Here is a 14,908-nt window from a genome sequence, read left to right on the forward strand (position 1 = left end):
CACCGAAGGCGCGGGAAGGGGCGGGGCGGCAGGCGCCGGCGCATCCGCCGTGGGAGCCGCCGCGGGCGCGCGCTTGAACCACGAGGCCCATCCGCCGGGTGCAGGAGCGGCGGCCGGCGGCTCGGACTCTGCCGGGCTGGCCGGTGCGGCGACGGCGGGGGACGGGACAGCGGGCGCTGGGCTGACGTTCACCGGTTCGGCCTGGGGCGCGGGTGCCAGCGCCGGGGAATCGGCAGGGACCGGCACGGGTTTCTTTTTGAAAAATGAGAACATGTTTGGCTTTTTTGAATCAGTGAACAGGTAACCTGTCGGCCCCGCCTGGCCCGGGGGGCCATCGGCGATGCCGGGACGGCTTGCGGCGGCGGCCACGTCCCGGCGCGTGCAAGACAGTCAGCGTACCAGCCGGTCACCTCACACCACGGCCCATGATCGTTGATCGGGCCGCGCTGTTTTTGCAAAGACTCGTGTATTTTATGAAACGTCTCCCTCTTTTGCCGCAAGTCCTGGGTTGCATGGCCTGGGCGGGTGCCGCGTGGGCCCAGGTGCCGACCGTCGCGGCACCTGCGCCGGCGAGCGTCGCCGCACAGTCCGCGCCGGCGCCGTCGGCTCCGCAGCCGCGCCGGTTCCAGCTGGACAACGGCATGACCGTCATCGTGCAGCCCGACCATCGCGCGCCCACGGCCGTGCAGATGCTCTGGGTGCGGGTGGGCAGCCTGGACGAGGTCAGCGGCACCTCCGGCGTGGCGCACATGCTCGAGCACATGATGTTCAAGGGCACGCCGACCGTGCCGGCCGGCGAGTTCTCGCGCCGCGTCGCAGCGCTGGGCGGCCAAGAGAACGCCTTCACCTATCTCGACTACACCGGCTACTACCAGCAGGTGCCCGCCGGTCATCTGCGCGAGGTCATGGCGCTGGAGTCCGACCGCTTCGCCAACAACCAGTGGCCCGACGCGGCCTTTGCGCCCGAGCGTGCCGTGGTGCAGGAAGAGCGGCGCATGCGCATCGAAGACCGGCCGCGTGCCAGGCTCTACGAGGCGCTGATGGCACAGGCCTTCCAGATCTCGCCCTACCGCCGGCCCGTCATCGGCTGGATGAGCGACATCGAGGCCTACACCGCCGACGATGTCAGGGACTTCCACCGCCGCTGGTATGTGCCCGCCAACGCCGCGCTGGTCGTCGCCGGCGATGTCGATCCCGAGCAGGTCAGGGTATGGGCCGAACAGACCTACGGCCAGATCGCCGCGCGGCCCGTGCCGGCTCGCAAGCCGCAGGTCGAAAACGAACAGCGCGGCATCCGGCGCTTCGAGCTCAAGGCCGTGGCCGAGCAGCCCTACCTGCTCATGGCCTACAAGGTGCCGCGCATGAGCGGCATCGATGCCCAGGACGCCGCCACGCAGGATGCCCTTGCGCTCACCGTGCTGTCCGCCGTGCTCGACGGCTATGGCGGTGCCCGGCTCGGCCGTGCCCTGACCCAGGGGCCCGACCGGGTGGCCGACAGCGCCAGCGCCAGCAACGGTTTGTCGGGCCGCGGCCCGCAGCTGTTTCTGTTCTCGGGCGTGCCGGCGCAAGGCAAGGATGTCGCGGCGCTCGAAGCCGGCTGGCGTGCCCAGATCGCGCAGATCGCACGCGACGGCATCAGCGCGGCCGAACTCAACCGCGTCAAGACGCAATGGAAAGCGGCCCAGATCTACCAGCGCGACTCCGTCATGTCGCAGGCCCGGATGCTGGGCAGCAACTGGATCGAAGACCTTCCTCTCGACGCCAACGACCGTCTCATCGCCCGGCTCGACGCCGTGACCGCCGAGCAGGTCCGCTCGGTGGCGGCGCGTTACTTCGGCGACGACCAGCTCACCGTGGGCGTGCTGGTGCCTCAGGCCGCAGCAGCCGGTGAACGGCCCCGGCGTCCCGGTGGCGACGGCGATGCCCAGCCCAGCCAGGGCGGCGAGCACTGAGCATGGAGCGCATGGCCCTCATGAACATGAAAATGAACACCACACGAACGATGTCGCTGAAATCCTGGCGTGGCCTGGTCCTGCTGGCGCTGGCCGCGGCGGTCCTGCCCTCCGCCCGTGCCGCCCTGCCCATCGCCCATTGGCAGCAGCCCAGCGGCGCGCAGGTGTACTTCGTGCAGAGTCCGGCCCTGCCCATGGTGCAGGTGCAGATCGACTTCGACGCCGGCAACCGCCGCGATCCGCCGGCCCTGAAGGGCTTGGCCGATGCCACCGCCGGCATGGCGTCCAAGGGCGTTCGCGAGGAGGCGGGACAGCCCGCGCTCGATGAAAACCAGTTGGGCGAAGCCTGGGCCGATCTGGGGGCCGGCTTCGGCGCCTCGGCCACCGCCGACCGCACCAGCTACGAACTGCGCACGCTCACCGAGCCCCGCCTGCTCGATGCGGCCGTCGCGCTCGCGGCACGCCAGCTCGCCCGTCCCAGCTTTGCGCCGTCGGTCTGGCAGCGTGAACGCGAACAGTGGACCTCTGCCCTGCGGGAAGCCGAGACGCGGCCCGGTACACACGCCTCGCGCGCATTCCGGCAGGCCGTCTACGCCGATCACCCCTACGGCCAGGCCGAAACCCCCGAGACCCTGCAGCGCATCGGCACCGCCAGCATGCAGGCTTTCCATGAGCGCTACATCGTGCCGTGCCGCGCCAAGGTCAGCGTCGTCGGTGCGGTCGACCGTGCGCAGGCCGACGCCATCGTGCGCCGGTTGCTGGCCGGTCTGGACGCCCGCCGAGAGGCAAGCTGTGCCGGTCTGCCGGACATCGCGCCGGTCGCGCCCCTGGCGCAGGCCGTGCGGCGCGACATCCGCTTCGATTCCGCCCAGGCCCAGGTCCTGATCGGACAGCCCGGCATCGCGCGCAGCGATCCGGACTACTTTGCCCTGACGGCCGGCAACTACGTGCTCGGCGGGGGCGGCTTTGTGTCCCGCCTCATGCAGGAGGTGCGCGAAAAGCGCGGACTGACCTACGGCATCTCCAGCAGCTTCAGCCCTGCGCTGCAGGCCGGTCCTTTCGCCGTGGCGCTGCAGACCCGGCCCGACCAGGCGGCCCAGGCGCTCGACGTCGCCACCGGCGTCATCCGCGATTTCGTGGCGCAGGGTCCGACGCCCGAGGAGCTCCAGGCCGCCAAGGACAACCTGATCGGCGGCTTCCCGCTGCGCCTCGACAGCAACGCCAAGCTGCTGGCCAACGTCGCCAACATCGCCTGGAACGGCCTGCCGCTCGACTACCTCGAGACCTGGACCGACCAGATCGCCCGGCTGACGGCCGACGATGTCCGGGCCGCCTTTCAACGCCATCTTCAACCCGACCGCATGGTGACTGTCACCGTGGGAGCTCAACCATGACCACCGCATCCGGAAAACCATCCCCCCGCGGCCGCAAGGCCCCCGCCAAGACCTCGGCCGCCCGCGGCAAGCCTCGGGGCGCGACCGGCTCGCCTCGCCGGGCCGCGCACGAGGTGCGCATCATCGGCGGCCAATGGAAACGCAGCAAACTCGCCGTGGCCGACAAGCCCGGCCTGCGTCCGACCCCCGATCGCGTCCGCGAAACGCTCTTCAACTGGCTGACCAGCGCCGACGGCGACTGGTCGGGCTGGCAGGTGGTCGACGCCTTCGCGGGCACCGGTGCGCTGGGTTTCGAAGCCGCCTCGCGCGGCGCGGGCCGCGTCACCCTGATCGAACAGGACGCCGGCCTCGTCGCCCAGCTTTCCGCCAGCAAGGCCAGGCTCGACGCCGATGCGGTGAACGTGCTGCGCGGCGACGGCCTGGTCGCCCTGGGCCGCTGGGGTGCCGGGACGGCGAATCTCGTGCTGCTGGATCCGCCTTTCGATGTACCCTGGTATGGTCAGGCCATCGCCGCCGCCCAGAAGGCCCTGGCCGTCGGCGGCTGGCTTTACCTCGAGGCGCCGCGGGCCTACGACGCCGAAGAGATCGCCGCCCTGGGCCTGCAGCCCTACCGTTATCTCAAGGCCGGTGCCGTGCACGCGCATCTGCTGCAGCGCATCGCGCCGCAGCCCTGAGACGTGCGCAGGCCCGTGCGATAGGCATAATGCGGCGCAGCAAAGACCGACGACAGGTCTGTTGTTCCACCGACCATCCGCCGCCACCCGCAGCGCCGTCCGGCACGGCCCAGGAGACCCCATGACCCAGCCTATCTCCGTCGTCTACCCTGGAACCTTCGACCCGATGACGTTGGGCCACGAAGACGTGGTGCTGCGCGCCACCCAGCTCTTCGGAAAAGTCATCGTGGCCGTGGCCGCCGGGCATCACAAGAAAACGCTGTTCTCGCTCGAAGAACGCATGGCCATGGCGCGCGAGGCGCTGGCGGTGCACGGCCAGCAGGTCGAGGTGCATCCGTTTTCCGGACTGCTGCGCGATTTCGTCGTCGGGCAGGGGGCCAAGGCCATCGTGCGCGGTGTGCGTGCCGTCACCGATTTCGACTACGAGTTTCAGCTGGCCGGCATGAACCGCAAGCTGATGAGCGATGTCGAAACCATCTTCATGACACCCAACGATCAGTACCAGTTCATCTCCAGCACCTTCGTGCGCGAGATCGCCATCCTGGGCGGCGAGGTCAAGGAGTTCGTCTCGCCCACCGTGCAGGCCCGGCTCATGGACAAGGTGGCCGCCCGCCGCGGCGTGGTGCAGGTCTGAGCGTCTGCCGCCCGACCGGCGTCTGAAGCGGAACGCCGCAACCGCCCGCACCGGATCGTGACGCCGGCTCTCGGCCCGGCCTGCTCAACGGGCGGGCGCCGGCCCTTCGGTCGAGCCGCGCACCAGCAATTCCCCCTGCAGCACGATGCGCCGGACGCCGCGTCCGGGTTCGCGCATGCGCTGGAGCAGCAGTTCGCAGGCACTGCGCCCGATGTCGTAGGTGGGCTGTGCGATCACCGTCACGCCCGGATGCTGCAGGGCCGTCCAGTCGTTGTTGTCGAAGCCCGCCAGCGCGACGTCCTGCGGACTGCGCAGGCCGGCCGCATGCAGCGCATGTTGCGCGCCCAGCAGCAGCAATCCGTTGGTCGCGAGCACGGCCTGCGGGCGCAGCGGCTCGGCCAGCAGGCCTTGCGTGGCTGCCTGGCCGGCGGCAATCGTGGGCGGCAGAGCCAGTACGCGCGGAGTCAGCCCCGAGGCCTGCATCGCCGCTTCGTAACCGGCGCGGCGTGATCGTCCGGTGCTGCTGTGGGCACCCGCCAGCAGCACGATGTCGCGCCAGCCCTGCGAGGTGAGATGCCGCGTGAGCCGGTGGGCGGCGTCTGCATTGTCCAGCAGCACGCAGTCCGAATGGGCCATGTCGGGCGACCGGTCCACCAGCACCAGAGGCAGGCCCGTTGCGCCGGGGCCGGCCTTGGCGGCTCGGCGGACATAGTCCGCAGTCGGCGCCAGGATCACGCCGCTGGCCTGCTCGTCGCTCATCAGGTCGAGATAGGCCTGCTCCTTGGCGGGATCCTCGTCCGAGTTGCACAGAATCACCCGCAGCCCGTGTTCGTAGGCCATGTCCTCCACGGCCCGGCTGATGTCCGTGAAAAAGGGATTGCGGATGTCCGCCACGATCAGACCGATCACGGAGGCCCGCTGCTGGCGCAACCTGCGCGCGGCGAGGTTGGGCCGGTAGCCCAGTTCGGCGATGGCCTCTTGCACCCGCAGGCGCAGTTCCTCGCGCACCGCATCGGGCTGACCGAGCACACGGGAGACCGTGCTGGTCGACACGCCCGCCAGTCGGGCAACGTCCTTGATGCTGGCCACCGCTTGTCCTTTCAGTTTGGTATCGATTTCTTCGAATGGGGTGATTGTGCCTTCGGATCGGGCCGTTTTTCCATGCAGGACAAGGCCACGAAGCCCCGAAAACACCCGTGTTTACCCTTGTTTCCGGTCTCGGGATGTTGAGGCAGTCTGAGCGTGCACTGATAATCCTATTTGAAATCGATACCAAATCTGCATCGAACTTGTGCGGGAATGACACCATGAACACCTCAACGGATGCGGCCGCAGCGCCGGTCGACACCCCGGTCGAAGTCAGGCTGGGCGCCAGTCCTCACGATCGCGAAGACGCGGTGCGTGCGGCCGGTGCCCTGCTGGTCCAGGCCGGCTTTGTGCGGCCCGGCTATGTCGACAGCCTGCTGCAGCGCGAACGCGTGGCGACCACCTATCTGGGCCAGGGCCTGGCCATTCCGCATGGCATGGTCGAGGACAAGTACCTCGTGCAGCGCACCGGGCTGGCCGTGCTGCAGGTTCCGGAAGGCGTCAGCTGGGGCGACGACGCCTCGCCGGTGCGGCTGGTGGTGGCCATCGCCGCCGCATCGGACGAACACATCCAGGTGCTGCGCCGCCTCACGCGTCTCATGCGCGACGACCAGCGTCTGGCCGCGCTCTTCGGCACCCGCGATCCGCAAGACATCGTGGCGGCCCTGCGGGGCGAATCCGCCTCCTCATCCGCGGCCGGGGCGGTTGCCGAGCGGGCACTCGAGGACTACGCCCTGGGCCAGGAGATCGCGCTCAACTACCCCAACGGCCTGCACGCCCGGCCGGCGGGGGCCTGGGCACAGGCCGCGCGGGCTTTCCAGTCGCAGGTCCGCGTGCGCCATGGCGACGCGGTGGCCGATGCCCGCAGCGTGGCCTCCCTGCTCAGCCTGGGGGCCGGACGAGGCGCCAAGCTGCGCATTTCGGCGCAGGGTGCGGATGCCCCGCAGGCCGTGGCCCGGCTGCTGGCCGTGATCGCCCAACTGGGCGACGAGGAAACCCGGCAGGCCGAACTCGCGGCGGCCCGCCATGCCCAGGCTCAGGGCCTCGGACGCGTGCTGGGCGACTGGCAGCCCGATGCCCGCCAGACATTCACGGGCATAGCCGCCAGTCCCGGCCTGGTGGTCGGACTGCTGGTCCGCGCCGACACGCAGACGCTGGAGACCGAAGACCACTTTCAGGGCATCGCTCATGAAGCGGCCGCACTGGATACCGCACTGACCGCTGCCCAGGTGCAGCTCGAGGGCCTGGCCGAGGCCGCGCGCAACCGCGGCGCCGGCGAGCAGGCCGCCATCCTGGCCGCTCAGGGCGAACTGCTGCGCGATGCCGCGTTGCTGCAGGATGTCAGCCGCACCGTGGTGCGCGGACACGGTGCCGCCTGGTCCTGGAAACAGAGTCTGGCGCAGCGCGTCGCCGCCCAGCGCGCGCTGGCCGACACCACCCTGGCCGCGCGTGCCGCCGACCTGCAGGATGCAGGCGAACGGGTGCTGCGTCATCTGCTGGGGCGCGGCGGCGACGACACCCAGGCGGGCGCCTCCTGGCCCGACGAAGCGATCCTGCTGGCCGACGACCTTTCGCCTTCCGTCACCGCGCAGATCGACACCCGGCGCGTCAAGGGTTTCTGCACCGCAAGGGGCGGCCCCGCCGCGCACACCGCGATTCTGGCGCGGGCCCTGGGCCTGCCGGCCGTGGTCGCCTCGGGGCCCGGCGTGCTCGAGGCGGTGCGGCCCGGCGCCCAGGGCGTCAAGGCCATTCTCGATGGCTACCGGGGCCGGCTCTATGTGGAACCGAGCGAGACCGCTCTGATGCAGGCCGACGAGCACATGCGCCAGCTCGAAGCCCTGCAGAAGGCCGAGTCCAGCGCCCGCATGGAGCCCGCCGTCACCCGCGACGGGCATCGCGTCGAGATCGCGGCCAACGTCAACCGGGCCGATCAGGCGCTCAAGGCGCTCGAGGCGGGTGCGGACGGCGTGGGCCTGATGCGCACCGAGTTCCTGTTCCTGGAGCGCGAACACGTGCCCGACGAGGACGAACAGTACGGCGTGTACCGCGACATGGTCGCTGCGCTCGACGGCAGGCCGCTGATCGTGCGCACGCTCGACATCGGCGGCGACAAGCAGGTGCCTCACCTCAACCTGCCCGAAGAAGACAATCCTTTCCTGGGCGTGCGGGGCGCCCGTCTGCTGTTGCGCCGCGACGATCTGCTGGTGCCGCAGATGCGTGCCCTCTACCGTGCGGCCCAGCATGGCCCCCTGTCCATCATGTTCCCCATGATCAGCAACGTCGAGGAACTGCAGGCGCTGCGGGCCCGTGCCGAAGCCATCCGGCTCGAGGTGCAGGGCCCCGAAGTGCCGATCGGCATCATGATCGAAGTGCCCTCGGCTGCGCTCATCGCCGACCGGCTGGCGCCCCATGCCGATTTCTTCTCGATCGGCACCAACGATCTCACGCAGTACACCCTGGCCGTGGACCGCCAGCATCCCGAGCTGGCCGGCATGGCCGACAGCCTGCATCCTTCCGTCCTGCGGTTGATCGCGCGCACGGTCGAGGGGGCCCGCCGGCACGGCCGCTGGGTCGGCGTGTGCGGCGGACTGGCCGGCGAGCCGCTGGGTGCGGCCCTGCTGACGGGCCTGGGCGTGGACGAGCTGAGCGTGAGCAGCAGCGACATCAGCACCGTCAAGGCGCTGCTGCGCCGCCATACGCTCGTCGAACTCCAGCAACTCGCCGCGCAGGCGCTGGACCAGGATACGGCAGACGGCGTGCGCATCCTGGGAGCCGCCCTGCGCTCCGAGCCCCTGGCATCCGCCTGCGCGACAGGAGAATCCGCATGAGCCGCCGCATCTACACCGTCACCCTCAACCCGGCCATCGACCACACCGTCAGCCTGGACACGCTGGTTCCGGGCGCCGTCCACCGTGCACGCGGCCAGCAGATCGAGGCCGGGGGCAAAGGCGTCGGCGTCGCCTCGGTGCTGGCCAGCCTGGGCGTTCCCGTCACGGCCAGCGGCTGGCTGGGCGCCGACAACGACGCTTTGTTCACCACGGCCTTTGCGGCGCGCGGCATCGACGACGCCATGGTGCGCGTGCCGGGCCGGACACGCACCAACATCAAGCTGGCCGACGCCCAGCGCGGCGACACCACCGATATCAACCTGCCCGGCGTGAACCTCGACGCAGCCGCCTACAAGGCGGCCGAGCAGTCGCTGCTGGCTGTGCTCGAAGACCGTGTGCAGCCTGGCGACTGGTGCGAACTGGCCGGCAGTCTGCCGCCCGGTGGCCATGTGTCCACATGGCTCACGCTCGCGCAGCGCCTGCATGCCCGGGGTGCTGCCCTGGCCGTGGACGTGGCCGGCGCCACGCTGCGCGACGTGCTCGACGGCTGGGCTGCCGCCGTCGGTGCCGGCACCGGACCGGCCCTGATCAAACCCAACCGTGCCGAGCTCGAGGAACTGGTCGGCCATGCGTTGCCCGATACGGCCAGTCTGGCCGCTGCGGCGCGGCAGTTGCTGGCCCGGGGCGTGCAACGCGTGATCGTCTCGCTGGGCGGCGACGGCGCGCTGCTGTGCGACGCACAGGGCTGCTGGCTGGCGACGCCGCCGCGGGTGCCGGTCGCCACCACGGTCGGGGCGGGCGATGCCCTGGTCGCCGGTACCTTGGCCGCCTTGCGCGACGGGCAGACCCTCACGCAGGCGGGCGTCTTCGGCATGGCCTGCGCCGCAGCGCGCATCCAGCGCATCGAACCCAGCCTGCCCCCCCTGGCCGACGTTCTGGCGTTGGCCGCCCGCATCCAGCCGCAGGCCGTCTGAGCCGCAACGACAACCGATATTCCGAACGCGGAGACTCATCCATGGCACACCTCTTGGCGATTGCCGCCAGCCCTGCGGGGCCGGCCCACAGTTTCATGATCGGCGAGGCCCTGCAGGCCGCCGCCACCACCCTCGGCCACACCCTCGTGCTCCAGGTGCGCAGCAGCCTGGGCGAAACCGGTCAGTACGCCGACGACGACCTGCGTCGCGCGGCGGCCCTGATCGTGGTTGCCGACGACGGCGAGGAGTTTCCCGACCTGCCTGCCGGGCGGGTGCTGCGCCTGCAGCCGCAAGCGGTTCTCGACGATGCCGAGTCCGCGCTGCGGCAGGCGCTGGCTACGCTGGGCCACGCGGCCGACCCTGCGCCTGCCGTGACGCAGGATCGCGCCCATCGCGTGCAAGCCAAAACCGCCACGAACGCGCAGCCCGGCACCGCACCGGCCGCTGCGAGGCCGTTGCGCATCGTGGCCATTACCGCCTGTCCCACCGGTGTTGCCCATACCTTCATGGCCGCCGAGGCCCTGGAGCAGGGCGCGCAGGCGCTGGGCCATGCCATCAAGGTCGAAACGCAAGGATCGGTCGGGGCGCAGAACACCCTCGATGCCGGCGACATCGCGCAGGCCGACCTGGTGGTCATCGCCGCCGATACGCAGGTCGACAAAGCCCGTTTCGAGGGAAAACGCCTTTACAGCACCAGCACCAAGGCCGCCATCCGCGATGCGGGTGCGCTGATTCAGACGGCCGATGCGCAGGCATCCGTGTGGGGCCTGGCGGCGGCCGCGACCTCGTCCGCACCGGGCGAGGCCGTACGCGCCGATGCAGGCAGCAAGGCGCCTCGCACCGGTCCATACAAGCACCTGATGACGGGTGTGTCCTTTATGCTGCCTTTTGTGGTCGCCGGCGGCCTGCTGATCGCGTTGGCGTTCGCGCTGGGCGGCATCTACGTCTACGACGATGCCAATGCCGGCACCCTGGGCTGGACCCTGTTCCAGGTCGGGGCCAAACACGCCTTCACGCTGATGGTGCCCGCGCTGGCCGGCTACATCGCCTTCTCGATCGCCGACCGCCCGGGCATCGCGCCCGGCATGGTCGGGGGCCTGCTGGCCAACACGCTGGGGGCCGGCTTTCTGGGCGGCATCGTGGCGGGGTTCGTGGCCGGTTATGCGGTGCACCTGCTCAACCGGCACATCCGGCTGCCGCGCACGCTCGAGGGCCTCAAGCCCGTGCTCATCCTGCCGCTGCTGGGTACCGCCATCGTCGGTCTGCTGATGTTCTTTGTGCTCGGCAAACCCGTCGCCTTCGCCATGGCAGGACTGACCGACTGGCTCAAGGGCATGCAGACCAGCAGCGCCGTGCTGCTGGGCATCACGCTGGGAGCCATGATGGCGTTCGACCTGGGCGGCCCGGTGAACAAGGCTGCCTACGTGTTCTCGACCACGCTCATCGCCAGCGGCGTGGCCACGCCCATGGCGGCTGCCATGGGGGCGGGCATGGTGCCGCCGCTGGGCATTGCTCTGGCCTGCTGGATCTTCCGCAGCCGGTTCAGCAACGAGGAACGCGAGGCCTCGAAGGCTGCCGCGGTGCTGGGCCTGGCCTTCATCACCGAAGGGGCGATTCCGTTCGTCGCGCGGGATCCGCTGCGCGTCATTCCGGCTTGCATGATCGGCGCCGCGGTCACCGGCGGGCTCTGCATGATGGCGGGCATCGCCCTGCAGGCGCCGCACGGCGGCATCTTCGTGCTGGCCATCCCCAACGCCGTCAACCATGTGGTGCTGTACGCCGGCGCCATCCTGGCCGGTACCGTGGTGACGGCGCTGGCCCTCGGGGCCTTCAAGAAGCGGCTGGTGTCCGGCTGATGCGTGAGCGGAGGCCTGGGCGGCAGGTGGCCGTGCCGGGCTTCAATCCAGCTCTTTTTCCAGGCGCTTGAGCCACTCCAGCAGCAGTCCGCTGACCTGCATGGGCTGCTCCAGCGTCAGCATGTGGCCGCAGCGCGGCAGCACGTGCAACTGGGCGTGCGAAATGCCGCGCGCCATTTCCTGGGAATGCTCGAGCGGCGTGAGCTGGTCGTTGCTGCCGCAGAGGATCAGCGTAGGGCACTGGATGTGGGCCAGATCGGGCCGGCTGTCGACCCGTGCCATGATGGCGCGGTTCTGGCGAATCAACTGCTCGGCACCCTCGGCCACCACCTGGTCGACGTAACGCGTCGCCAGCTTGGCGTCGCCGGCACGGCATTCGTCGAAAGCGAAGGGCACGTTGGCCGAAATCAATTCCCGCAGGTCGCCCTGTTCGAAGCGCTGGATGGCGTTCTCGCGCAGCTTGACGAGCGCCGGTGTGTCCGGCCGGGCGGAACTGCCCAGCAGCGCCAGTCCCCTGATGCGCTCGGGCGCCTGCCGCCAGACTTCCAGCGCCAGCATACCGCCCATGGAGGTGCCGCACAGCACGAGGTCGCCGGGGTGATCCGCCAGCAGCGCACGCGCCATCTCGGGCAGCGAGGCAAAACGCTGGTGGGCCGTCGTGACGGCGGTGCGCCACTTGGCAGGCAGCACGGCAAGCGTATCGCGCCACAGGTCGGCATTGCCTGCCAGACCGGGCAGCAGGATCAGTTGGGGTAGGGAGGAGGGCATGGAAGCACAGTTCAAAAAACGCCGCGCCAGACGGGCCGCGACAGAGTCGACGGGCTGGCGCAAAGGGCAGCAGTGCGGCGGCAGGAATGCCGGGACGGTTGTCGTCGCTGTTCCGCAGAATCGGGCCTCGAACGGCCGCGAAAGGTGCGTATTGTCGCATCCATGGCACATCGCGCAAGCCCCTTGTCTGGGCGGCGTCACACGACGAGCCCATAATCGACCGCTATGACCGACATCATCCTGATTCGCCATGGCGAAACCGACTGGAACCGCCAGATGCGTTTCCAGGGGCACAGCGACATCGCGCTCAACGCCCTGGGACAGGAGCAGGCGCGCCGCGTGGCGCTTGCTCTGGCCGGTCCGGGCGCGACCGACCGCATCACCCACCTGGTCACCAGCGACCTGATCCGCACAGCGCAGACGGCCATGCCGCTGGCCCGCCGGCTCGAACTCGAGCCGCAGAGCCGTGCCGTATGGCGCGAGCAGGCGTTTGGCGACATGGAGGGCACCGCGGTGGGCGATATGGCGCAGACCCATCCCGAGCTGTGGACGCAGTGGCTGCGACACGATCCCGATTTCCTCCTGCCCGGGCCTGCCGAAAGCCGCCGGCAATTCCATGCGCGTGCTCTCCAGGCCTTGTTCACGGAAGTGGCTGCTCACTCCGAGCGTCAGGCGCGCAACCCGACCGAGGTCGGCACGCTGGTCGTGTTCACGCACGGCGGGCTGCTCGACATGCTCTGGCGTACGGCTCAGGGCCAGAGCCTGTGGGGACCGCGCACGGCGGCCATCCCCAATACCGGCATCAATCGCCTCAAGGTGCAGGGCGAGCACATCGACATCGTGAGCTGGGCCGACGACCGCCACCTCGCCGGTTTGCCGGCCCAGCCGTCCACGGTGCAGGCGGCAGCGGCCCCGGCGGTTGCGCCGCCGCCCTGACCGGTCGTCCCCGAGAATTTTGTCTCCGGCTGCGTTGCCGGGGCACGGGCTTCGGCGAGAATCCACAGCCAGGCGGCGTCGCCGAGGGTGACGTTCAGCCGCTGGCGGCTCAGATAGCCGCCCGCTGCCCTGTGCGGCGGCGGATTCCACTCCTGTTTTCAATGCAAGCACTCGTACTGCAACTCTTCCACGAAGGGCATGCCTTCATGCCCCGGCGGGTGGGACTCGAGGACTTTCGCCGCCGTCACTGGCTGAGCGGCGAATCCGCGCGGCAAAAGCTGGCTTCGGACAACGGCTGGATGGCCGGCCTGCTCGAGGTCTTCGAACAGGCCGCCCTGCCGGTGCAACTGGGCTTGTGCACGGCGGCCTATCCGGGTGGATCGATCAGCGCCGCCGACTTCACGGCACTCAAATCGGCCTTGCTCGAGTCGCTCGACACCGCGCTGCAGACACAGGGTCCGTTCGAGGTCGTCGTGCTGCTGCTGCATGGCGCCCTGTCTGCCGCGGCTCAGACCGATCCCGAATCCGATCTGCTGCAGGCCGTGCGCCGCCGCATCGGCCCTCGTCCTCTCGTCGGGGTTGCACTGGATTTCCATGGCAATGTCGGCGAAGGCCTGGTCGCTGCCGCCGACGTCGTTGTGGCGGGCCGTTGTTATCCCGTGACCGACATCGCCGCGCGCGGTGCCCGGCTGGCCAGCCTTCTGCTGCGCCGGCTGGGGCAGGGTGCTGCCGACTGGCCGGCCGAAAGGCGGCAGGCCCTGCGCACCCGGCATGTGCGGCTGCCGCTGGTGGTGCCGGTGAGCAGCACCCAGACGCTGGTCGGCCCTTTTGCCGGCCTGGCGTCCCGTGCCAGCGCGCTGGAGATCGAGCTCGGTCTCGACGACCTGGCCCTCGTGGGCGGTTTCCCTTTTGCCGACCACGACCGTGCCTGTGTCAGCGTGCTGGCCACGGGGCAGCCTGCCGCCTGCCGGCAGGCCGTCCGCGAACTCGCGCGCCTGGCCTGGCGGCGCCGGGCCGAACTGCAGAGCACGCTTCCCGGACCGTCCGAATTGGGCCAGTGGCTGCGCGAGCCCGGACAGGGCACGCTGGTCGTGGCCGATGCCGGTGACAATCCAGGCGTGGGCGGCCTGGGCCAGGACGGCACCCTGCTGGCCGAAGTGCTGCGCAGCCGTAGCCGGTTTGCCGCCGGCATTCATGTCGATCCCCGAACCGTGCAATTGGCACGGAATGCCGGCGTCGGTGGGGAAATCGCCCTGAACCTGCGCCGCGCCGGGCCGGGGCCGTCGGATCTTTCTTTGCTGGGGATCTGGAACGCCCGGGTCGAGCGCCTGGGCCCGATGGTCTACCGCAATGCCGGGCCGGTGATGCCGGGCGTGACGCTCGACGGCGGCGCGGGCGCCGTGCTGTTCATCCAGAGCGGAAGCGGGGCCGTGGGACACGTGCTGGTCGCCAGTGAACGCATCCAGGGCTACGACACCCAGGCCTTTCTCAGCCAGCAGGTCGCATTGTCCGGACTGGACGTTGTCCTGATCAAGTCTTCGGCCCACTTCCGGCTCGACTATGCGGCGCACGCCACACGCACCCCCGGGCCCGCCATGCGGATGGCCGATGGCGGCGGATGGTCGAGTGCCGATCTGCACAGCCACCTGGGCGGCCTGCCTGCGACCGACGGCAACTCGGGCCGCAGCCGGCCCGTGCTGCCTCTCGATGCGCTGGACGAGGAAAGCTGGCAGGCCTTGATCGATCGCGAGCCCGGCATGCGTTTGCCGGTCGATGCCGTCGCCTGAGCGTTCGATCGTTTGAGTG

The 14,908-nt window shown here is 69.9% G+C and carries 11 protein-coding genes; 9 read left to right on the forward strand and 2 right to left on the reverse strand.

Annotation, left to right across the window (positions count from 1 at the left end; genetic code table 11):
- Positions 1 to 473 precede the first annotated feature (473 nt).
- From EC845_RS08760 to coaD, 4 genes are all read left to right on the forward strand, one after another.
- Positions 474 to 1,952, forward strand: coding sequence for a pitrilysin family protein (locus EC845_RS08760; protein WP_123297185.1), 1,479 nt, complete (start codon positions 474 to 476; stop codon positions 1,950 to 1,952).
- A 50-nt stretch (positions 1,953 to 2,002) separates the two neighbouring features.
- Positions 2,003 to 3,346 (forward strand): pitrilysin family protein, encoded by a 1,344-nt coding sequence (locus EC845_RS08765; protein WP_123298024.1) that lies wholly within the window; start codon positions 2,003 to 2,005, stop codon positions 3,344 to 3,346.
- Positions 3,343 to 4,020: an RsmD family RNA methyltransferase gene (locus EC845_RS08770; protein ID WP_123297187.1), complete on the forward strand. Its 678-nt coding sequence runs from the start codon at positions 3,343 to 3,345 to the stop codon at positions 4,018 to 4,020. The genes EC845_RS08765 and EC845_RS08770 overlap by 4 nt, the downstream gene beginning before the upstream one ends.
- A gap of 121 nt (positions 4,021 to 4,141) precedes the next feature.
- On the forward strand, positions 4,142 to 4,654 hold the full coding sequence (gene coaD, locus EC845_RS08775; RefSeq protein WP_123297189.1) for a pantetheine-phosphate adenylyltransferase: 513 nt from the start codon (positions 4,142 to 4,144) through the stop codon (positions 4,652 to 4,654).
- 84 nt (positions 4,655 to 4,738) lie between these two features.
- Here coaD and EC845_RS08780 read toward each other — a convergent pair whose 3' ends face one another.
- A complete protein-coding gene (locus EC845_RS08780; protein WP_123297190.1) occupies positions 4,739 to 5,743 on the reverse strand; it encodes a LacI family DNA-binding transcriptional regulator in 1,005 nt (334 codons plus the stop codon).
- A 218-nt stretch (positions 5,744 to 5,961) separates the two neighbouring features.
- On the opposite strand from EC845_RS08780, the gene ptsP reads away from it, so the two are divergent.
- The 3 genes from ptsP to EC845_RS08795 are packed head-to-tail and all read left to right on the forward strand — an operon-like array spanning position 5,962 to position 11,398.
- Positions 5,962 to 8,568 carry a phosphoenolpyruvate--protein phosphotransferase gene (ptsP, locus tag EC845_RS08785; protein ID WP_123297192.1) on the forward strand — a complete coding sequence of 869 codons (2,607 nt, stop codon included), beginning with the start codon at positions 5,962 to 5,964 and terminating at the stop codon, positions 8,566 to 8,568.
- The gene (locus tag EC845_RS08790) at positions 8,565 to 9,542 is read left to right on the forward strand and encodes a 1-phosphofructokinase family hexose kinase (RefSeq protein WP_123297194.1); all 978 of its coding nucleotides are present in this window, start codon (positions 8,565 to 8,567) and stop codon (positions 9,540 to 9,542) included. Before ptsP ends, EC845_RS08790 begins: the two co-directional genes overlap by 4 nt.
- 41 nt (positions 9,543 to 9,583) lie before the next feature.
- The gene (locus EC845_RS08795; protein ID WP_123297196.1) at positions 9,584 to 11,398 is read left to right on the forward strand and encodes a fructose-specific PTS transporter subunit EIIC; all 1,815 of its coding nucleotides are present in this window, start codon (positions 9,584 to 9,586) and stop codon (positions 11,396 to 11,398) included.
- 42 nt (positions 11,399 to 11,440) lie between these two features.
- Here EC845_RS08795 and EC845_RS08800 read toward each other — a convergent pair whose 3' ends face one another.
- On the reverse strand, positions 11,441 to 12,166 hold the full coding sequence (locus EC845_RS08800; protein WP_123297198.1) for an alpha/beta fold hydrolase: 726 nt from the start codon (positions 12,164 to 12,166) through the stop codon (positions 11,441 to 11,443).
- A gap of 225 nt (positions 12,167 to 12,391) precedes the next feature.
- Here EC845_RS08800 and EC845_RS08805 point away from each other — a divergent pair, with 225 nt between their 5' ends.
- Positions 12,392 to 13,102 carry a histidine phosphatase family protein gene (locus EC845_RS08805; protein ID WP_123297199.1) on the forward strand — a complete coding sequence of 237 codons (711 nt, stop codon included), beginning with the start codon at positions 12,392 to 12,394 and terminating at the stop codon, positions 13,100 to 13,102.
- 161 nt (positions 13,103 to 13,263) lie between these two features.
- Positions 13,264 to 14,889, forward strand: coding sequence for a M81 family metallopeptidase (locus EC845_RS08810; protein WP_123297201.1), 1,626 nt, complete (start codon positions 13,264 to 13,266; stop codon positions 14,887 to 14,889).
- The last annotated feature ends 19 nt before the right edge of the window (positions 14,890 to 14,908 follow it).

The organism is Comamonas sp. BIGb0124 (assembly GCF_003752175.1).
Lineage (GTDB): Bacteria > Pseudomonadota > Gammaproteobacteria > Burkholderiales > Burkholderiaceae_C > Comamonas_F.